15 protein-coding genes are annotated in these 20,287 nt (G+C 56.5%); 9 read left to right on the top strand and 6 right to left on the bottom strand.

Annotation, left to right across the window (positions count from 1 at the left end; genetic code table 11):
* Window positions 1-11: 11 nt before the first annotated feature.
* Window positions 12-437 carry a universal stress protein gene (locus tag P2T62_RS21165; protein WP_276259007.1) on the bottom strand — a complete coding sequence of 142 codons (426 nt, stop codon included), beginning with the start codon at window positions 435-437 and terminating at the stop codon, window positions 12-14.
* A 273-nt stretch (window positions 438-710) separates the two neighbouring features.
* Between P2T62_RS21165 and P2T62_RS21160 the strand changes: the two genes are divergently transcribed.
* On the top strand, window positions 711-1,550 hold the full coding sequence (locus tag P2T62_RS21160) for an alpha/beta fold hydrolase (protein WP_276259006.1): 840 nt from the start codon (window positions 711-713) through the stop codon (window positions 1,548-1,550).
* Between the two features lie 274 nt (window positions 1,551-1,824).
* Here P2T62_RS21160 and P2T62_RS21155 read toward each other — a convergent pair whose 3' ends face one another.
* On the bottom strand, window positions 1,825-4,515 hold the full coding sequence (locus P2T62_RS21155; protein WP_276259005.1) for a sacsin N-terminal ATP-binding-like domain-containing protein: 2,691 nt from the start codon (window positions 4,513-4,515) through the stop codon (window positions 1,825-1,827).
* 264 nt (window positions 4,516-4,779) lie between these two features.
* On the opposite strand from P2T62_RS21155, the gene P2T62_RS21150 reads away from it, so the two are divergent.
* The 5 genes from P2T62_RS21150 (at window position 4,780) to P2T62_RS21130 (ending at window position 11,880) form a co-directional block, all read left to right on the top strand.
* Window positions 4,780-5,475, top strand: coding sequence for a hypothetical protein (locus tag P2T62_RS21150; RefSeq protein WP_276259004.1), 696 nt, complete (start codon window positions 4,780-4,782; stop codon window positions 5,473-5,475).
* Between the two features lie 57 nt (window positions 5,476-5,532).
* Window positions 5,533-9,144, top strand: coding sequence for an Eco57I restriction-modification methylase domain-containing protein (locus P2T62_RS21145; protein ID WP_276259003.1), 3,612 nt, complete (start codon window positions 5,533-5,535; stop codon window positions 9,142-9,144).
* A 242-nt stretch (window positions 9,145-9,386) separates the two neighbouring features.
* Window positions 9,387-10,334 (top strand): nucleotidyltransferase-like protein, encoded by a 948-nt coding sequence (locus P2T62_RS21140; protein WP_276259002.1) that lies wholly within the window; start codon window positions 9,387-9,389, stop codon window positions 10,332-10,334.
* Complete coding sequence (locus tag P2T62_RS21135; RefSeq protein WP_276259001.1) at window positions 10,331-11,227, top strand: nucleotidyltransferase-like protein; 897 nt, start codon at window positions 10,331-10,333, stop codon at window positions 11,225-11,227. The genes P2T62_RS21140 and P2T62_RS21135 overlap by 4 nt, the downstream gene beginning before the upstream one ends.
* Before the next feature lie 5 nt (window positions 11,228-11,232).
* Window positions 11,233-11,880: a Cap15 family cyclic dinucleotide receptor domain-containing protein gene (locus tag P2T62_RS21130; RefSeq protein WP_276259000.1), complete on the top strand. Its 648-nt coding sequence runs from the start codon at window positions 11,233-11,235 to the stop codon at window positions 11,878-11,880.
* A 31-nt stretch (window positions 11,881-11,911) separates the two neighbouring features.
* On the opposite strand, the gene P2T62_RS21125 is transcribed toward P2T62_RS21130, so the two are convergent.
* The 3 genes from P2T62_RS21125 to P2T62_RS21115 form a co-directional block, all read right to left on the bottom strand.
* On the bottom strand, window positions 11,912-12,469 hold the full coding sequence (locus tag P2T62_RS21125; RefSeq protein WP_276258999.1) for an HTH domain-containing protein: 558 nt from the start codon (window positions 12,467-12,469) through the stop codon (window positions 11,912-11,914).
* Window positions 12,466-12,675: a hypothetical protein gene (locus P2T62_RS21120; RefSeq protein WP_276258998.1), complete on the bottom strand. Its 210-nt coding sequence runs from the start codon at window positions 12,673-12,675 to the stop codon at window positions 12,466-12,468. The genes P2T62_RS21125 and P2T62_RS21120 overlap by 4 nt, the downstream gene beginning before the upstream one ends.
* Window positions 12,676-12,869: 194 nt before the next feature.
* On the bottom strand, window positions 12,870-16,685 hold the full coding sequence (locus tag P2T62_RS21115; protein WP_276258997.1) for a helicase-related protein: 3,816 nt from the start codon (window positions 16,683-16,685) through the stop codon (window positions 12,870-12,872).
* Between the two features lie 331 nt (window positions 16,686-17,016).
* Here P2T62_RS21115 and P2T62_RS21110 point away from each other — a divergent pair, with 331 nt between their 5' ends.
* Entirely contained in the window at window positions 17,017-17,784 is a 768-nt protein-coding gene (locus P2T62_RS21110; protein WP_276258996.1) for a hypothetical protein, read from the top strand.
* A 64-nt stretch (window positions 17,785-17,848) separates the two neighbouring features.
* Here P2T62_RS21110 and P2T62_RS21105 read toward each other — a convergent pair whose 3' ends face one another.
* Complete coding sequence (locus tag P2T62_RS21105) at window positions 17,849-18,952, bottom strand: hypothetical protein (protein WP_276258995.1); 1,104 nt, start codon at window positions 18,950-18,952, stop codon at window positions 17,849-17,851.
* A 372-nt stretch (window positions 18,953-19,324) separates the two neighbouring features.
* On the opposite strand from P2T62_RS21105, the gene P2T62_RS21100 reads away from it, so the two are divergent.
* Together P2T62_RS21100 and P2T62_RS23485 are read left to right on the top strand one after the other, a co-directional pair.
* Window positions 19,325-19,792 carry a Cdc6/Cdc18 family protein gene (locus tag P2T62_RS21100; protein WP_276258994.1) on the top strand — a complete coding sequence of 156 codons (468 nt, stop codon included), beginning with the start codon at window positions 19,325-19,327 and terminating at the stop codon, window positions 19,790-19,792.
* 77 nt (window positions 19,793-19,869) lie between these two features.
* Window positions 19,870-20,121, top strand: coding sequence for a hypothetical protein (locus tag P2T62_RS23485; RefSeq protein WP_420028464.1), 252 nt, complete (start codon window positions 19,870-19,872; stop codon window positions 20,119-20,121).
* Window positions 20,122-20,287: the final 166 nt, after the last annotated feature.

Raw genomic sequence — 20,287 nt, 5'->3', positions numbered from 1 at the left:
GTCGCCCCCCGTCAGCGAACGACGATGACTGTCGTCGGAGCCCGTCGAACGACGTTCTCGGCGACGTTCCCCAGCAACACCCGGGAGACACCTTCTCGGCCGTGACTCCCAATGACGATCTCCGAGATATCGTTCTCCTCGGCGAACGCGACGATCTCTCTGGCGGGCTTGCCGGCCACCGTTTCGACGCGAAATTCGATATCCTCGGTTTCCAGAACTGATTTGATATCCCCCGCCAACTCGGTCGGATGCTGTTCCTGAATCTCTTTCAGCCGGTCCTGGATAATGTCCCATCCCGCCTCGAGCATTCCGTCGGCCGCTTCGACGACCCGCAGGAGGATGATCTCCTCCTCTCCCATCTCGTTCGCGGCGCTGACCGCCCGCTGTACTGCTTTCTGTGCCGGGTCGGATCCGTCGTAGGCTACGAGAACTGCCATAGGGGTATTCGATACCGGATGCGGATAAATCTCTATCCGAAGAGGGAGTAGCGTAGTCTAGTACGACTTGTCAGCCACCGCCCCACCCTCCGCTCCGTGCTCGCTCGCTGCGCTCGCTGTGCGCGCAGCCACAACCTTGGGCTGTGGCGGGGATTCGCTGCCGGACGGCCTGTGTGTTGGTGTGAAATATGGCGTGGGGTGTCGGAAGCGTCGGCCCCTCGTCAGCACCAGCCTGACGCCAAGAGTGATGCCGGTTCCTTGAGTCGGGGGTGTATGGTCGACCCTGCCGATTTCGATCACCGGACCGCGATCCTCGACGAGATCAAGTTGCACTACGTGACGGCGGGTGACGGGCCGCCCTTGGTGCTCCTCCACGGGTGGCCCCAGACCTGGTACGAATGGCGCCACGTCATCCCGGCGCTCGCAGAGGAGTACACGGTCATCGCTCCGGATCTCCGTGGGATGGGCGATTCGGACAAACCGCTCACCGGGTACGACAAGCGCACCGTTGCGGACGACATCCGGGCGCTGGTCCACCAGCTCGGCTACGAGCGGGTTTCGCTCGTCGGCCACGATTGGGGCATGCCGACCGCGTACGCCTACGCCGCACGCTACCGCGACGAGGTGGACGCCCTCGCCGTTCTGGAGGCCGGATTGCCCGGCATCCGCGAGGACGAGAAGAAACACCTCTGGCACACGCGGTTCCACGGCGTTCAGGACCTTCCCGAGCGTCTGGTCTCCGGCAGGGAACGACTCTACCTTTCCTGGTTCTACCAACGAGGTGCGTACGACCCCTCGGCGATCGATGCGGACGCCAGAGACGAGTACGTCCGCTGTTACGCCGCCCCCGGCGGCCTCCGTGGGGGATTCGAGTACTACCGGGCGTACGAGACTGACGCCGAACACAACGCAGAACACGCCGCGACCCTGCTGGAGCTGCCCGTGCTGGCACTGGGTGGCGCGGCCTCCTTCGGGTCGCTTCCGATTCAGGATATGGAGGCCGTCGCGACCGACGTGGACGGCGAGGTGGTCGAGCGGGCGGGCCACTGGATGCCTGAGGAGCGCCCCGACTATCTCGTCCAGCGGCTCACAGCGTTCCTCGATGATGTCTGAGCGGCTGGCATTCAGGTCACCCCTGCGAGGTTCTGGGGATTTCAGCAGAGTCGTAGCCTTTCGTTAGTAGATTCTTGAGTGCTTCCTGCTATCGGGTAACCGAGACTTGGACTACGTTATCTGCCAATACAACCAGCTGTCCTCTCGAAATACCTTATCAAACACCGATGTGAAATCTCAAATTCTTATATACGGTTTATCAAAACAGTAGGCAGAAATCCCCCACCGACGAGAGGCGAGAGCCGGTGTATGCGAACAGAGATGCGCCGAAATTCTACCGGTAAACCGGCTCTGAAATACTAGCCCAATTGCTTGATCCTACCTGAATTTTCGTCTCACCCGCCGTGAGGATCTCCGACCCTTTTGCCCGCGTTATTTTCGGGTTAGTGAACACGTCTGTGACACTGTATACCCAATATTTCTGCTGATTATTCGCCAATACCTTTGTCTGTGCAATGCTGAGACTGAACGAATTCTCGCTTGCTGCAGTTGATTTAACCTCTATTATCCGATTAGGGGTCCCCAACATATCAGATGTCGTTTGAATATCACGCCCGACCTTGACGTTCTCTGTATCCGTTGTTCCGTCACCGGATAGTTGCGATTCAACATACAACTCCCCAAGACACCCCGCGAATTTTTTCTTGTACTCATCGTCTCGGACAAGCGCGTCGACGCCGATTGCGTAGAGGAATTGTCGCCAAGAGTCGGCTGATTCTGTATCCTGCTCGTCGTCGAGATACACTGGGTCCACAAACCGCAATGTACCATCCATAATCGGTAGCCCCCCCTCAGTAAACAGTGCTTGCCGTTTTTCATTCGAAATGGTCGAAAGCCATCCAGTGCTCATCCCCTCAATCGCGTGACCGGGATCGACTGGATTGTAGGCCTCCGGAAGCAGAAGTTCGTCAGGATCGTGCCATGTCGGCTCTTCAGTATCACATGCACGGAGCTTCAATCCAGTAATTTCGTCTCCTTCGAGGTCCCCGTCGGCAATGCCGCGCTTACAAATACGAGCTACTGGGACTCGATCTGCTGTGGGGATATCACTCCACGACGTATGTTGGAGCCAGATGTTGACGATTTCAGCGTTGGTTATCTCTGGGACTCCGATTTCATTGAACAATTCAGTAATCTCGCCGTTCTCATCATCCTCTAATACACGACGATTGACCACGCTGAGTTCCTCTTCAACAGCGGGCAAAGGATCCTGTGTGAGTTCAAACGAACGGTCACCGACGAGGCGATACAGGTTTTCTGCGTTGTTCGTCCCTACCACACGGCCGTCCTCAAGTAGGATACCCGTCTGTCTGAATGTCGATGACTGCCGGTAATTCGGAATATCACAAGCGGACCGATAGATGGACGCGAAGGTTGCTGGGGCATCATCGTCCTGACCCATCTGCTGTAGGACCTCGGGAGCTCGATTGTCAGTAAGAATGCTCCTGATATCCACCGGACTGGATGTTGGATGGACTGACTCGTAGATTGAATCGTGTTCGGGATGGAGCGGTAAATTGTCCTTGATATTCTGGAACTCATCGATTGAGAAAATATCAACTACCGCCTGAGTGGCGCGCAGGACTCGGTCAATGGTTATACGATTCCCTGCCGCATCCCGAACTAGACTCTCTGATTTGAAGAACGTCCGAACGGGATTCTGAATGGTTGTTTCAATAAAATTGTCACCTTCCGCCCCCGGCATGAGTAAGTCTAGGTGACGCCACCAGTCGTCGTGGGCTCCCACCGTTTCGATGACGGCCTTCAAACAGTCCGCGACCGCGGCTCCAATCTCGCGGTTCCACCGGACATCACGCTTGATTGTCTGCCGGTCAGCGGGCGTGAGAAAGTCGGCGTGGATGAGGAACTCGAAATCAGTGTTGAGTTCTTTCAGAGGGAGATAGCTAAAGACTCCACTATGAATCGTCCCCGATCGGCCGGGGGAGATTAGTGTCCCATCGTCATCCGCAAGCAGGCCGATGAATATCTCCCGGGATTCGATTCCGCCTCGAAAATACTCCTTTGTCGTCTGGTCCTTTTGGACAGCTTCGGGCACGGTCCAACGGTCGCTGAACAGTACCCACGTATCCTGTTCGTAGCTATCGGTGGACTCCTCCTCGACGGTCACCGTTCTAATTGGCTCAAGCCCACCCAGTTCGTCGCTCGTTCGGGGATAGAGGTCCTTCGCCTCATCGATGTTTTGCTGTAGAGCAGGGCTGACCTCTCCGTCTCCGGTGCGTCGCCGAAGGTGTCGTGTCGAACCACTCAGCTCGTCATCGACGATAATCTGCTGAAGCGACGTGAGAAAGAGAAAGACACGTCGGTCAAGATTCGCCTCTGACAAGGGGTTGAATACGCTACTGTCTTCCAACGACCCTTCGAACCGGCCTTCGTCAAGATGAATAATAAACCGGGTAGTGTACTCGACCTCGTCGAGTTGGACTGGTGTTTGCTCTGCCTCAGTGGGCTCCTTCCACCATGGAATAACTCGCCATGGGAGCTCGGTATCCCCTGTTGCCGCCGCCTCTGTTCGGGATTGGCTGAATTCGAAGTGGAAGTCGCCGGAGTGAATCTCGACACGGTCACTGATTTCGAAAATGGACTTGAAACCAACTCCGATGAAGCCGATGTGGTTTCGCGGCTGTTTCGGCGAGCGACCTGCCTTACAGATGCCTCTGACGTCTGATTTGGCACCTGCAGGAGTGCCAGTTACGGATGGGTCGGTGAACGGGTTACCATCGTTGAGGATTTCTAATCGGGGCGATTCGTCGACCTCACGTAGCTGAAACCGAATTGAAGAACCATCCTCGTCATCAGCGTTCTGGATGAACTCAAGTGGAAAATACGATGCTGCGAAATTCATCTGAACAACATCAGAGTGGCCACTCAAACTCTCCCGAACCTCTGGCGGCGTCTCATCAATATACTGCGTACGGATGTCCCCAATAACCTCCTCTGCTTCCATGACGTTAGTTGGCACAGTCACTCAACAAAGCAGTTGGGTACGTCTTGCATTCGCACCAGCTGCCAAGTGATTATGTACTGAAGAACCCACTCTCAATAGCTGTCATTCGGACAATAGTATCGGAAGCAGAGGAATTCGGCCACGGCGCTGGTATTGCCCCGACTCTCGGACCTCTTCATGTCGCCCCCGTCTTGAATACCGTCCTGATACACGCCACGTGAGTGGATTTATGAATGGCGCTGAAGAGTGATAGCTAGATATCTGATGAGTGACTCCCAGCAGAGTCAGTTCGATGTGGACCTACATCGAGCGAACAACGTCCTCGTCGCTGTCCAAGACTTCGTTCAGGAGGTTCGCCGGCGTAAAGCGATTTCTGATATCAAGACGATCGTCGACAATTCCTCGAAGCATTTCAACGGCGGATATGTCGAACAGGCGCCGGAGTACTTCACCGAGAAGTATCTGATCGAACCGGTACTCGAACGATTGGGACTGGAGCCGTGGCCTCGGCCTGTCGATCTCGTGAAGGACGAGCGAAATCGCCCGGATTACCGGATTGATGGGGTGGTTGAGAACTGCCTGGTAATTGCCGAAAGCAAGGCGCTGAACCGGGAGCGCCAACACTCGAAAGCGACCGAGGATATGCGGACGTACCTGAACGACCAGACGTTCTTGAAGACGCTCCGGAATCGAGAAGTGCGCTACTCCATCGGAATCGCCACCGATGGACTGGAGTGGCGCCTCATCGCCCGTGATGCCGAGGAAGACGTTCTAACTGAAGTCGGGTCAGCCTTCATCGACTCGCCGGTCGGCACTGCCCTGACCAAGGCACATTCCACAGTCGACCCAGAAGAAGATTGGATGCCAGACGCCCGAAGAGAGGTCGCCGACTCCTTGGTGGACATGTTCGGCCGCGAGAACATCCTTCATGTTGCAGCCGAAGAGCTTGGCTACGTCTAAGCCTTCCCGTCCCAGAGTCGGCGGCGCTTTTTTGTAGTTTACCCGGGAGGTAGGCCTATGACCCTCCAGCAGATTACGGCGGAGGACATCGCGGGGTGGGACTCACTCGACGATATCGCCTCCTCCTTCGAGAAGCGGGGCCTGAAGCCGCGGCCGAAACTCGGGGACGAGAACGAACTCGTCCTCCAGCTTACCGACGACGAGTTCATCGTTCTCGTCGAAGCCGGGGCCGGAGAGTCGGCGACGGATTTCAAACCCGACAACCGGAACCGCCGGACCAATCTCGTCGCGACCAACGACTACGAGGAGTTCACCTTCCTCACGCGGATTCGCAGCTGGGAGGGCCAGCAACACGGCCGCATCAAGCACCAGAAGCTCTCGTTCACGAAGGCTCAGATGACGAGCGAGCGCGGCGAGAAGAACACTGTCCTCCAGAAACTCAACAGTATCGAGTACGGCTCTGTCGAGGCGATTCAGGACTCGCTCTACGACACGAAGCAGGTGGTCAAGGAGTTCTACCAGCAGTTCGAAGCCCTTCGGACCGACCTCGTGCAGGAGGTTGCCGGCATTCCAGACGACCGCGGCGATGCCAAGCAGCGGTACGTCCAGGTCATCCTCGACCGGATGATCTTCCTCTACTTCATCCAGGAGAAACGGCTCCTCGATCGGGACACGAACTACCTCCACGAGAAGCACGAGGCCATCGTTGACGATGAGGGCGATGTCTACGCAGAGTTCTACCACCCGCTGTTCTTCGAGATGCTCGCCGAGGGCAAGCAGGACCCCGACTTCGGGAGCCTGCCGTACCTGAACGGTGGTTTGTTCTCGACGAATCCCGTCGAGGAGGAGTTCGAGGACGCGCGTCTGGGTGGGTCACCTGAGCGGACCAACGAGCTGTTCGGCGACATTCTGGACTTCCTCTCTGACTGGAACTGGAACGTCGACGAGCGGCTGGATATCGTCGATCCGAAGAACCTCTCACCGGCGATTCTCGGCCACATCTTCGAGCAGACGGTGAATCAGAAGGAGATGGGGGCGTACTACACGCCAGAGGAGATCACGGGGTTCATGGCCCGACGGACGATCCATCCGTATCTCCTCGACCAGCTCAACGAGGCCGTTGATGCCGAATACGACGGGGTTGACGATGTGTTTGGATTCTCCAGTATTAAGTCTCGGGAGGGAGCGGAGGCGCTTGCTGATGGGGGTTCAGTAACTGCTCAAGCACCGATTGAAAATGTCGAAACGAAGCACGTGGAGGCGCTCTATCACGACATACTGACCGAAGCACGTATTCTCGATCCGGCTGTTGGGAGCGGAGCCTTCCTCCTCGCGGCACAGGAGGTACTACTGGATATCTATATGCAGTGCATCGAATACTTCCAACAGCTAGATGCCGAAGGAAGAGGATGGGAACTGGAGAATCGTACTCGTGAAGAGTTGGAGAGCATCGGAGAACGTCAAGGAGGGACGACTCTCTACGCAAAGCGGTCGATAATTCTGAATAACCTCTACGGAGTGGATATTGACGAGGGAGCTGTTGAAATCTGTAAGCTTCGTCTCTGGCTGTCGATGGTCGCTGATATTGAGGATGAGCCTACTGAAGTGGAACCTCTACCCAATATCGACTTCAACATCCGACAGGGGAATTCGCTCATTGGCCATGTTGATACAAGTGTAGTCCAAAATGAAGGGGGTAATACCGACCTCAGCTCATGGGGGAGAAAAATTCGATTTGAAAACATAGAGAAAGCTATTCGTAACCACAAACAGGCAACGACCAGTTCACAGGCACAGGAATGGCGTAGAGAGGCAGAGAAACGAGTCGAAGAACATCGTGAAAAGTTTGATCAGACGCTTCACAGGGAATTCCAGAACATCGGCTTTGAGAAGTTATCTATAGATGAACTGCGCGAGTGGTCTCCTTTCCATTGGCCACTTGAATTCGCGGATGTGTTTAGCGAAGGTGGATTCAATATCATCATCGGGAATCCCCCGTGGGATATGCTCTATGCCAACCGTGACGATTTCTTCATCCGTTATGATGAGCGATTCAGTACCTACCCATCCAATACCAAGGATCAGGTGATGGAGCGACTTCTCTCAAATGAGGGGGTAGAGCAAGCGTGGGAGTCGTATCAGGAGCAAATAAACGCCCGTGCTGATTACTTCACGAAGGGTGAGACGTACGAATTGCAGTCACCTGTTGTTGGTGGCCGAACGATGCCTACAAAGAATGAATTGTCTGCTCTATTCTTAGAGCGGATCTACTCTCTTTGCCGAGACGGGGTTGAAGTCAGTCTGCTTCTTCCGGGGTCTATTCTCGGTAGTGTGATGGGTAAAGATCTCCGAATGTATCTATTGAACAATGCTGATATACGAGATATTGTTGGATTTGAGAACCAAGGTATTTTCGAGGATATCGGGAGCATGGTTCGCTTCGCTATCCTCTCATTCAGGTATGGTGGGGAGACAGAGCAATTGCGCGGTATATTCAACCAGAACGACCTGACTGTTTTAGAGCGGATTGACGATGTAGCTGCGAATATCCCTCGTGATGTTCTTGTTAGGTATTCGCCCGAAGGGAGGCTATTCCCATCTGTCACGTCACAAAGAGAGGTGGACGTGATGATGAAGGTCGTGCAACAGCCGACGCTTGACAGAGAGATTGAGGGTGCATGGTCTGTGGCGATGCTTACTAAGGAATTCGTCGAATCGACTGATAAGGATCGACTGTTAACCTCCCCAGATGATGCAGACTACCCTGTTATCGGCGGCAAGAATATTCAGCAGTTTGAGTACGACAATACCCATACCACGAATCTGAAGGGGCCGAAGTACTGGAGTCGTGGGATGTACGACCCCCCTAATAGTGCCCAATACCGGGTTCGAGAAAAGAAATTCAATCGAGGAAACCTAAAGCGGGCAATCTACGACGCATTTGGTGGAGAGGACACTAGCAAATCTCAAGTCCAATTCGTTGACAATCTGTTGGAAGAATACCGTGGACATGGACTTGAAGAAGAGGATGTCCTACTCGATTGTTCGGAATATCGGATTGCTATTAGAGATATATCTAGAGCGCGGAACGAGCGGACTATAATGGCCTGCGTCATCCCGAAGGAGATCGTTTGTCTCCACACTATCAATACGCTCAAGCCATTCAAAATAGAGCCTGAAGAGTCTCACCTCTCAGAATCGCCTCTACGATCGATTTATAAACATCGGTTTACTGACAAGGAATTGTTCACCGCGACGGGATTGCTAAATAGCATCCCCTTTGATTTCCTGATGCGAACCAAGGTTGAGTCGCACATTATCAAGCGAGAATTTCTTGAATCTCAGATGCCTCGACTAACTTCTGGTGACGACTGGTTCCACTACATCTCTGAGCGAGCGTCTCGGTTGAACTGCTACGGTGAGGAATTCGCAGAGATGCGGGAACGGCTCGGTGGAATTGAGCCCGCAACGGAGCACGAAGAACGCCGAGAGCTACAGGCCGAAATTGACGCTGCTGCGTTCCACGCGTACGGGGTGGAACGCCGTGACGTACAGTTCGTCCTTGATGACTTCCATCGAGTTAGCAATCCACGACTCATGACGGAGGAGTACTTCGGTATGGTGTTTGAGAAGTTCGACGTGCTCGCTGAAGAGGGCCCATTCGAGTAGTAACCTGCTTCGCATCGCAGTACGTCGTTTCGGCTTGACCCCTCCGCCACCCCCTATTAATTCGGATGGAGATCGACCGACGTAACTGACATCTGGAGGAATTTTCCACTTTCACCGTGGTGGCCGCCAGTTTATACCGATCCATCATGGATGTTCAATTGGATGGCACGAGAAAAACACACATCCACAAAGCAGATCGCCGGCAACGTTGCCACACCGCTCCCTTCGACCCGACGAGAGCTATGAGCATTCCGGAGTCTCAGTTCGACAACTGGCACGGCACTGGAGCCGATGCTGGGTCGGCGACAGCCCGGAAGCGGATCGTCAACGCCCTTGAGATGGATCGCTCCCCAATCGACGACGACGCGCAGGTGGTCACGTTCCTACAGGGCTCCTACAAGAACGATACCCACACGTACGGTTCCAGTGACGTGGATATCGTCGTCAAGCTCGAATCGACGTGGCTTCCGGAGACTTCCAATCTCGACTCAGAAGATCAGGCGCGTTACGACAACAACACGTCAAACCCGAGCTATACGTACAGCGAGTTCAGAAAGGATGTCTTCAATACGTTGAAGACTCGTTTCAACAGCCCCTCGTCGAAGCCAGTAAAATGGGACGGGAAGGCCATCGAAATTACTGACGGGGCGCTTCCGGTCGACGTGGACGTGGTTCCGTGTCGCGACTATCGGGTCTATTACTCCTACCCGGAGAACGGTGAACCCGACATTGATCACGGGATGGCGTTCCGGCCTCGGTATGGAACCGAGCAAGTCATCAACTTCCCCAAGATCCACTACCAGAACGGTACTGAGAAGCACTCGAATTACAAGGAGACAGTCCGGATTTTCAAGAACGCGAGGGACTACTACAACGAGTACTGGAAGTCGGTGTTCTCCATCGATGCCCCGTCGTACTTCATTGAGTGTCTCATCTGCAACGTGCCCGCACGTATCCTCAGACGGTCGAGTCGGAGCAATCGCTTCGTGGAGATACTTGACCACCTCCAGAGCGACTGCAACGACCTGACCACGTTCGATCAGGTATCCAAGATGGAGAAGCTCTTCGGCGACAGCAACACGCAGTGGGAAATCAGCGAGGCGGAAACGATGCTCAAGCGACTCCGGTCGATGTGGGACAACTGGTACGACCAGAAGCAGGGGGCCGATTTCCGACTGGCTCAATCATGATCTCGCGCAGAAAACTCGAACGATGGACGAACTCGGGAACCGCCGATCAGGAGGAAGCCCGGGACACGCACCGAGAGATACGAGACGAGCTGAGCGAAGGTTCGCTTCAGGGAGTCAGTGACGGGCTGGAGTTCACCACCTACCTCCAAGGGTCGTACCGAAACACGACGATGGTGTACGATTCCGGGGATGTCGATATACTGGTGATCCGGACGGACACCTACCATGCTGACTTCTCCGAAGCTCCCGCCACATCGACCGAGGTCGCCCCCGCACGCAACCCGCGCCAAATGTTCGACGAACACGCCGAAGGGGTGTACCGGACTCTGCAGGCGCAGTACGGTGCCCGGAACATCGAACGAGGAGAGAAGGCGATTGGTGTCGAATCCGACGACCTCCCTCTCGGTGCCGACGTGGTTCCCTGTCTCCAGTACCGACGATTCTGGACACGGCAGCCCGGTAACCACATGAAGGGGATCGTGTTCTGGGCGGACGACGGGACGAAGATAGTGAACTTCCCCCGGAGGCATCGGATTATGGGCGAGCGGTACAACGAGTGGTGTGACGGGAACTACAAGGCGACCATCCGGATCTTCAAGAACTTCAGAAACGCGCTCGTGGAGCGCGGTACAATTGACAAGGAAGTCGCACCGTCATACTTCATCGAATGCCTGCTCTCGAACGTAGAAGTGACAACAATCGCTGAGGACGATATTCGGGAGCGAGTTGAGGGAATTCTGCAGGAGCTGGAGTCGGACGCCGAAGACGACTTCGCGGGCTACACGGTACAGCACGGGATGCAGTCGCTATTCGGTGAAGAGACCACCCAGTGGGACGTGGCGAAGGCTCGGGAGTTCGTTGAGGCAAGCCAGACGTTCTACAACGAGGACTAGTACCGATGCACACCTATTCGACCGATAACGACAAGCGACCGACTGTCTATGGCTTGCTCGGGCTCGTGGCGTACCTTCTCGTCCTTGGCATCGGCTGGGCAACGTCCCTACTCGCCAGCGGATTGCCAGCCATAACAGGGGGGACAGTCTCGTGGGGCTTAGCCTTCGCTGCCCTCTCAGCGGCTTTCATTAGATTCGGATGGAAGACGCCCATCGCCCGCTGGACAGGTGCGTCCAGAGTACCTGACTTTAGCGGCGAGTGGGAAGGATACATCAAGACCACGTATGGGGGCCAGATCGACGACGAATCCCTCCACGAGTCCAACGACCCGGAAGCGGAGATGCAACGTGTGGCGGCCTCACTATACATCGACCAGACGTGGCGGAAGATTAGCGTTCACCTGTCTACCGCGGATTCCGAATCGGACAGCACCGGTGCGACCGTCCTGACAAAGGAAGGGCGTTGGCCAAGCCTGACGTATCAATACGAGAACGAACCGGACGTGGATTCCGAAGACTCGATGATGGCACACGACGGTACCGCTGACCTCTCGCTGAAGCGTGACGGCGAACAGGACGTGCTGGAGGGCTTCTATTATACCGGCCCCGGACGAGAGAACTACGGGGAGATGTATTTTGAACGGCAGTCGTGACCCTCCTCTAAAGTCGTATGTGACAGAGCTGCTATTCCTGATTCACTGTCGTACGGTACACATTCCATGCAATCACGCGTGGGTAGATGACCCCGAATGCGATCGCAAGCCCCGCTAACCCGAAAAATACCGCACCACCGACGCCAACGTAAGTTCCGATGACGGCGATGCCGACATCTTGGAAGACTGGGAGGGGAATATCATTACCGCGTGAGAATATATTCAGCGAAATTACGAACCCCGCGGCACCCAGCATCGCTATGGCGAGGATGAGGGCAGCTTGACCGATGCTGGCGACAATGTTTGCCCGTCGTTTCGCCTTGGAGATCCGGGGATGGTAGACCGGTTTCCTCGGCTCATCTTCGCCCAGCCGCCAGTGGATTGGCTTACCATCGGTATCAATCTCAACCCGGTTTTCATTTTTCAGTCGCTTGAGACGCTTCTGTACTGCTCTCTCCCCCACAGAGAGCTTTTCTGTGATCTCCTGAGTTGTGAGCGTCTCCTCCTTGGATTCCCGAAGTACATTCAGCAGTCGTTCGTCGTCGTTTACCGACGAATGATTATCTCGTGGCTCTGTTTCGGGCATCATGGAAGGAGGGACTGTATCACGGCCACTACTGCGGCTATTGCCAGCAACACTGCTGCCAATAGATAGACGACTCCCCATAGTTGGAAGTCGATAAAGCTGCCTGTCAGCGTGGTTGACTCCTGAATCGCTCCACCGATTACGATGAAAATGAATCCCCCCAACCCCAGAGCACCGACCGCTTTGATTGCCTCGCCGGCGTCGCTCATTAGTCGGCCACCCCCATCGCCCCTGTACTCGCTCGCAAGCTGCACTCGTGTTGGATTTCGTCCATCACGAGAGGCAGTATAACTTACGGGTACTTAGAATGGTAATTTCGTTTACACGAATGTCCGATTTGGAAGTGTTCGCTGAAACGAAAGTGGATGACGTGACCCAGATTCGGAGAAACGAACGATCTGGTTTATCGCCCCACGACTCCCCAACACACCAAGCACGCCTGTACGGCACTCTCACCGACGAGTGTGTCCTGATACTCGGGCGATGCCTCGATGTTCTCCTCGAGGAACACGTCCAACTCGGCGAGGAACTCCTCGGGCGGCCACTCCGTGAACGACTCGTAGTCCGGATGGTGGCGGAACGTTTCCCGGAGGATGCGATCCTCATCCGTGTTGGCCAGCTTGACACCGTTCAGCCGTTCGTGAAGTGCGTCGGCCCACTCTTCGAGCGTCGCGTGGTCGTCGATAGGTGCGGTCTCGTCGCCGTGATTCGGCACGAGATAGTGGCTGATGAAGTCCAGAACCGTCTCTTGCTCCTTCGAGAGCTGCTCACCCTGCTTGAACGCGGCCCCGACCTGTCCCTCCCGGATACGCTCCAGTCGGGCATTGAGGTGCTCCTCGATTGCCTCTCGGTTCGATAGTACCGAGTCGGTATTCCCTGAAACCGGCTCCCCATCCGTCTCCGCTTCGATGCCCAGGTGCCGAACCGGGCGCTCCTTCACCTCGCCAGCGAACGGCTTGTAGTAGAACGCCCGGCGGACGCGTCCCAGTGGTGCAGGTTCGGGCTCGCCGCTCGCCTCGTTCTCGAACCAGAGATGCGCCAGCCCGAACACGCCCGGTCGCGGTCCACTTTCGTGGTCGATGGCGTTCGTGTACAGGAACTCGCGCTCGCCTGGAGCGTCCCCGAAGTAATCCTCGGCGAACTCGAAGTCGTCGGCGTCGAGCCCGTAGTCGTCGTTCAACTCTTGCTTGAGCAGGTACCGCTCGAAAGCGGCACTCTCGTCGCTGCCGGCGTTCCGCAGCAGCGGGTTCTTCGAGGTATCGTCCAGTTCGTTGTAGTCGTCGACCTCACGGGATTCACGGAGCGACCGCTCAATCTCTTCGACCTCCAACTCGCCGATGGTCTTCTGCGTCTCGACGCCGGCCCGCTCCAGCACGGCGTCCTCGTTCGGGTCGAGGATGTTGTTCTCCTTGCCGACGATGAGCGCGATGTCGTCGATCTTCGCCTGCAGGCGCTCCAGCAGCTTGATTGCGGCCTCGATGTCGCCGTCGGGGTAGAAGTTGTGGACGAACTTGTCGGCAGTCGACCCGATGCGGTCGATGCGCCCGACCCGCTGGACGATGCGCATCGGGTTCCACGGGAGGTCGTAGTTGACGACCACGCCGATGTCCTGCAGGTTGACTCCCTCGCTGAGCGTGTCCGTCGCGACGACGTACTCGAGTTCAGACTCGCCGCTTTCGGCGAGTGTCTGCTGGTAGCCGGATGCCTCCGGTGCAAACCGCCGGATGATGTCCTGCTTGTTCTCGTCGCCGCCTTTCACCACCGCGCTGTTGGCCTCGGTCAGGGGCGAGTCGGGGTCGTCGATGAGCGTCCGGTGGACGTAGTCGGCGGTCGCGCGGTACTGCGTGAAGACGAGCACCTTCTGCTCGTGGCCGTTCAGCACCTCGGTCAGCCGGTCGATCTTCGGGTCGCGGAACTCCCGGAGGGCGAACACGGCCTCGTAGAAGTCCAGCGTGGCCGTGTCGGCATCCTCCAGTTCGTAGCCCGGGTAGAGCCGCGGATTCGGTTCGTCCTCGGGCACGTCCGGGAGGACTGCGGCGCCGTTGTCGGCGAGCCACTGCTCCAGTTCGACTTCGGCGTCGGCCACGGCGCCGGCGTCCTCGGCAACCCGGCCGATGAATCGTGAGAGGAAGTACCCGATGAGGGTGAGGTCCTCACGGACGTATCGCTTCACCTCGCCGATGGTCGCGTCGGCGAGTTCGTGTTGTTCGTCTGCATCGCCGCCATCCGCACGGAGGGCCTCGGTGTCGAAGCCGAACTCCTCGAGTGTCTCCTCCAGGTCCGCGGCCGCGTCTTCTCCTTCTACGAAGTCATCCAGCGTTGCGGCGGCTCCGTCGTCCTGGACGGACCGGAGCACGTCGATTCCTTCGTCTTCCGGGAGCCCGTCGAGGAAGCCCAGTAGCGCCCGCTCGCTCTCGTGGAGCGTCTGGATTGACTGGACGAATGCGTATGTGGACGACTCCAGCCGCTTCAGGAGATTCAGCTTGTACAGGGCTTTCAGTGTTCCACCGGCCTGCGGGTTCTTGACCGTGATGTGGGGGAGATGGAGGGCGTCCATCACGTCGGGGAGCATCCGGTAGATGGGCTGGTAGGCCGCCGGGAGGCTGTACTCCTCCTTGTGGAGCTTCGGCGGCTTGAAGCTCATCTCGAAGTCCTCGTCATCCCGGATGGTCTCCTTGACGTGTTTGCGTGTCCGCAGCACCATCACCTCGTTCAGGATCTCCGAGATCTCCTGTGAGTGCTGCTGGAGCTGCTCGGTCAGTTCCTGCTCTTCCTCCTCGGAGATCTCCTCCTTGCCAGCGGCGACACGCTTGCGCTGTTCGGACTTCTCGATGTAGTTGTCGAAGGCGGTGAAGTCCAGCGACGCCTTGTTCATCAACTCCTCCGCGCTCGTGAACAGCCCGATGAGGTTCTTGAGGTCGGTCGCGGAGTTGTTGATCGGCGTCGCCGTCAGCATGATCATCGTCTGCTCGCGGAGGAGCCGAAGGTTGGCGTGGCGACGCGTCCCCTTGTAGTCATCCTCGTCGTCCGGATTCGGCCGCCACTTGCCGGAGTTGCGGAAGCGATGGGCCTCGTCGATGAGCACCACGTCGAAGTCGTCGTCGAGTTCCTGCACCGCCTCGTACGAGAGGTTCTGGAACTTGCTGATGCTCATCACGTCGAGGTGGGTACCGTCGACGTCGAGGCCGAAGTACGGGTTGCCGTCCTCGTCGGTAGCGTCCTGTAGGAGTTCCCGCCACTGGCTCGTCAGGTTCGCGGGGACGATGAGCAGGCAGCGGTCGCCCCGCTGGCGATAGTCGTGGAGCAACTCGCTCCCGATGAACGACTTGCCGAGGCCGACCGAGTCGGAGATGATGCAGCCGTCGTATCTGGAGAGTTTCTCCTTGGCGCTCTCGTAGCCGAGTGTCTGGAAGTAGTAGAGCGGGCTGTCGCGGGTCCCGACGTTGCCGCTCAGTTCGTCGTACGCGAGAAGTTTGTACAGCTCGAACGGCTCGATGTACGTACCGAGGTCGATTCCTTCCTCACCGGTCTCGTCTTCGTCCTCCTGCTGTTCCTGCCACTGCTGGTACTTGTCGCTGCTCTCGATGACCTGGACGATCTCCTCGCTGAACTCTTCGGCGTTAGCCCACTGGTTGTCGTACCAGTTCTCGAACTCGCGTGCGTGGGTGCGGTCCTGGCTGGTCAGGTTGAGTTCGATGTTGTTTCGCTGGCCGCTGTACGAGAAGTTCGACGACCCGACCACCGTCGCAACCGGTCGCCGGTCGATATCGTCGTCTCGCGTGTCCTCCTCGTCGGGAACAGCCCGGAAGGAGGCCCCCTTCGCGTGGAAGTAGCCCTGCTCGGGAGCGCGAACGCGGATGTCGACCAGTCCGTTCGCGATGAAATCACGGAGTCGCTCTAGACGCTCCAGTTGTGCGTTGTTCAGCTCCTGAATGTCCGCTTGCAACTCGGAGCGGAACTGCTCGCGGAGACTCTGTCCCTCCTCGATTTCCTCGGCTGTGGCTCGATTCGTCTGCCGGCCCATCAGCACCCGGAACGGTGCATGGTCGATTTCGTCCGGGTCGATCAGATTATCGAGATCGTCCTTGATGAGATTGAAGCCGGAGAGGTAGAAGTAGCCGGTCGCGATTCGGACCTCTTCGCACTCGGGGATGATCTTCTTGTAGACATCCTCGAGCTTCGCGTCCGTATTATCGACGAGCGGGTCCAGGGAGAGCATCGATACTCCGTCATGAGGTGGTGAGGGCTTAATTGTTGGATGCAGGACCGTGTGGTACTGACCTTTCGCTCCAAAAATTCATTTGACAGGCCTGTCGTCCTAATCTATGCCGAGTCTCGTTACTGCGATTGCATCGTGGCTCCAGGATTGGGCGACCGTCGTCTCCGGTCTCGGTTCGATTGTGCTAACTGCTGGCCTTGTCTACCTCTACAGTCGGCAGACCTCTATCCAAGAGGAACAACAGAATCTCCTGCGGCGTGACCTAAACCGGGAAGTCCGAATGGGACATACTGAGACCCTTCGGAAACGAATACGTGCTTGGCACGGCGATATGGACGAGATTGGCGTGGAGGAAGGTGGTGCCTGGTTTACTGACGAGACAAACCTCCCGAAGGTGACTGGAGCGGATATTGAGCCAGCCCCTCCGCTTGTCGAAGTGGTTAGCCAAGAGGTAGAATTCCGTGTCGTACCTGAGGCGCTCGAAGGTGACCGGTATCTCCAGGATTTACTGGAGAACCACGCCGACGACCTCCGTGAACTGAAGGAGGAGATTGAACAGCAGTATGAGAAATTCGACAGTGCCAGGGAAGCATTCTACGAGGAGTATCCCGATGGCCCGACCATCAAGGCCGATGACTGCACATTACGACCGAGACGGGCATTCACTGAGTGGGTGTTCGAGCGGGCAGTCTTGCTAAATCGGATGCAACGAGACCGCGATAAGCAGAAAATGAAGGATATTGTTGAGGAGCGCCTCAAAGGGACGAACTCTGCTGACCCCAATAGCGGTGAGAAGTACTACAGTGCCTCTGGCATAGAGGACAGGGGTCCGGCAACGTACGAGGCGAGCGCCGTGTCAGGCAACTACGACGATATTGAAGAGAACGAGGAGAAAATCGATACACGACTCATAGAAATCCACTGGGAGGCAATCGACGACATCGGGGACGGTGAACTCTACGAATACGCCGTTGAGGCTGCTACAATCTTGGATGAGATGACCGAGACTGTTGAGGAACTGAAAGCCAAACTGGTGGAGCACGAAGGCAATCCCGTCTACCAAGAGGACTGCAAGTATGTCGACGAAGTAACGCTCTGACTCCTCTGCTTGTTGGGTTAAGCCGAGTTATCTCCCTAATCCTCTTGATGCGGCTCTGACCGTTCTACGAGATATGATGTCTTACGGATGGGTCGATATCGACAAATAGTGCTTTGCGTGTGGTTTCCGAAAGTCCGGGTCCGGTGTCCGGGTGGACCATCTCGAACAGTTCCCAGTCGGTCATCATGACGTGGTAACTGTTCGGGAACTCGCCGAATCCCCCATCCTTGCGCATATACTGGAATTTCAGTAGCCCTGCTTCACTGCCATGATCCTCAATGGCCACACGAATCCGCGCATCGCCTTGGAAGCCGTTCGTGGTTGCTGCAACCTCTTGTCCCCGTGTTTTATCGACTGCTTTTGCTAACCGACTGGCGTTCGCTTCAAGGAATATCGACCGTCGGGCGGATTCATCTAAACCAAGGGCGTCAAAGAGTGCCTCAAACAGCTCAATAAACTGTGTGTTCGTAAACCGCTTAATGTCGCTACTGCCTGATTCCCGAGCCTTCAATACTACCCCATGATCCTCCTCAGTCCGGTCAATGTAGATGGACTTCTCATATCCGGAGTGATCGATGACTCCGACCTCTCGATTGAGATTCTGGAGGGCGAGATATTCTGTAAGTTGAGTGAGTAAGTAGTTGGTAACCTCATCAGTGGTAGTCTCGCAAACCGCCTGTAGCTCGCGGTAAATGTCGTACCATCGTATGGTTGCGACATTTTCCGGCTCGATTCCGAATTTGTTGCAATATTTGCCGAGCTGGATACTGCTGAGTCGGCTCCGGCCCGTCTTGACTTCGAGTATAAACCGAAACCTCCCTCTCGGCGTTTCGACAGTTACGGCTGCGTCTGGTCGGCCATCACTTTCTTTGACTGCGTCAAGAGTTGCTGCGTCGAATGGTGTTACCTTCCTAGCTATTCCGACGAGGTAAGACTCGTCGGCCTTGGGTGTCTTGCTGGCGATTTCTCGCTCATAGTCAACAATTGTGTGTTCAGTTGGTAGAGTCCCTGGAGCCGCTTCCCAGAGCAACTCAAGGAATGTGGTTTCAGCAGCTGGGGCCGAATCACGCAGAACGGTCAACAGCGTTTTTGTGGTGTTGATTTCGGCTTGGGTTGCATCATCAGTGGCATCAGCCTGCCAGAACGGGTTCCAATATCCGTCTCCCATACTGTCATGATTCAAGCGACTTACAATAAAGCCCTCCACGAGTCAATCCACAATTCGAGGCGCAGAGCGATATCCTTCAGCCGACAATTATCGAGCAAGTGGGGGAACTGATATCATTCGGGGATGCGGGTCCTGAGCTGGCGTATTTCAGGAATGTAGTCACAACAAACGCTGGCGTGGTTCACGAACTGATTGGAAGATGACTGATTTTTCTGCCGATATCATGGGGTGGAATTGGTCAATTTCCTTGGGTTACAGTCGAACATCCAGCCATGGCACTCCGGTTGCTTCCGCCGGCGACGGAACTCCCGGAACTCCCGAGACCTACCTCCCTACTATTATTTCGGATTCTCGCCTCAGGGCCGCTCGTTGATGATTACAGGTCCCCGCGTGCTGGATACCGAGTCCGTCCCGAGCGACCTTCTCCACCGCCACAACAAACTCAACACCCTCCGCGAGTCCCTTGTCCCGGCAGTGTACGATGGAATCAGCGAGCGGTCCTACGTCTTCGGGCCCTCCGGTTCTGGGAAAACCTGTCTCGCCCGGTACTCATTAGCTGACCTCAAGACGGAACGCCAGGAGGTGGACACCCGGCACATCAACGCCTGGCAGCAGCAGCCCCCCTTCGCGTTTCTGTCCCGGCTCGTCGACGGCGTCGGCCCGGCCCACGAGATCGACCAGCGGTCGACCAGTCACGATGCACTCCTGGACCGGGTTCTTGAACGGGATGGGCAGCTCTTCGTGGTGGTCAGACATGAGGTCGACCAGCTGGATGCCCCGGAGCTATTGTATGATATCAACTGGATGCCGCACGTCCATCTCATCCTTATAGCGATCTAGGTGGCGCAGTTCTTCGCTGGTCTTGACGACTAGCTCTTCTCGCGGCTGCGGTCCGGGCGGCGTGTGTCTCTTGACCGATAAGCGACCAGGAAGTCCGGGCAATCCTGGAGCGGCGGGCCGCTGCCGGGCTCGTGTTGAATGTGGCTCCCAGGCCGATTCTGGAACAGATCGCGACTCTGGCCGACGGGGACGCCCGCTGTGGAATTGAGATGCTGGAAGTGGCCGCCCAGACGGCCCGGCCGGCCACACGCAGATCGCGCCTGCGGATGTCCGGGAGGCGGACGATGCCGCCCGGGAGACGCTGCGACAGCAGACGATTTCGAAGCTGAAATGACATTAGCTAGTGTTCTACGAGATTCTTAAAGAGGCCGGCGGGCCTCTCTCGGTGGGGACCCTCAGTGATGCGTATAGGCGTCGGGTGAGCCACCCGAAGAGTCGGCAGACCCTCCGGCGGTATCTACAGAAGCTGGCGCACTACAATCTGGTCGTCATCGA

This window comes from Haloglomus litoreum, assembly GCF_029338515.1.
GTDB classification, from domain to species: Archaea; Halobacteriota; Halobacteria; order Halobacteriales; family Haloarculaceae; genus Haloglomus; species Haloglomus litoreum.
Note: the sequence above shows the minus strand (reverse complement) of the source record. Positions and strands in the feature narration are given on the sequence as shown.

Coding starts and splice junctions, on each gene's coding strand:
- P2T62_RS21165 (WP_276259007.1), bottom strand. CDS start 437: ATGGCAGTTCTCGTAGCCTACGACGGATCCGACCCGGCACAGAAAGCA.
- P2T62_RS21160 (WP_276259006.1), top strand. CDS start 711: ATGGTCGACCCTGCCGATTTCGATCACCGGACCGCGATCCTCGACGAG.
- P2T62_RS21155 (WP_276259005.1), bottom strand. CDS start 4,515: ATGGAAGCAGAGGAGGTTATTGGGGACATCCGTACGCAGTATATTGAT.
- P2T62_RS21150 (WP_276259004.1), top strand. CDS start 4,780: ATGAGTGACTCCCAGCAGAGTCAGTTCGATGTGGACCTACATCGAGCG.
- P2T62_RS21145 (WP_276259003.1), top strand. CDS start 5,533: ATGACCCTCCAGCAGATTACGGCGGAGGACATCGCGGGGTGGGACTCA.
- P2T62_RS21140 (WP_276259002.1), top strand. CDS start 9,387: ATGAGCATTCCGGAGTCTCAGTTCGACAACTGGCACGGCACTGGAGCC.
- P2T62_RS21135 (WP_276259001.1), top strand. CDS start 10,331: ATGATCTCGCGCAGAAAACTCGAACGATGGACGAACTCGGGAACCGCC.
- P2T62_RS21130 (WP_276259000.1), top strand. CDS start 11,233: ATGCACACCTATTCGACCGATAACGACAAGCGACCGACTGTCTATGGC.
- P2T62_RS21125 (WP_276258999.1), bottom strand. CDS start 12,469: ATGATGCCCGAAACAGAGCCACGAGATAATCATTCGTCGGTAAACGAC.
- P2T62_RS21120 (WP_276258998.1), bottom strand. CDS start 12,675: ATGAGCGACGCCGGCGAGGCAATCAAAGCGGTCGGTGCTCTGGGGTTG.
- P2T62_RS21115 (WP_276258997.1), bottom strand. CDS start 16,685: ATGCTCTCCCTGGACCCGCTCGTCGATAATACGGACGCGAAGCTCGAG.
- P2T62_RS21110 (WP_276258996.1), top strand. CDS start 17,017: ATGGACGAGATTGGCGTGGAGGAAGGTGGTGCCTGGTTTACTGACGAG.
- P2T62_RS21105 (WP_276258995.1), bottom strand. CDS start 18,952: ATGGGAGACGGATATTGGAACCCGTTCTGGCAGGCTGATGCCACTGAT.
- P2T62_RS21100 (WP_276258994.1), top strand. CDS start 19,325: ATGATTACAGGTCCCCGCGTGCTGGATACCGAGTCCGTCCCGAGCGAC.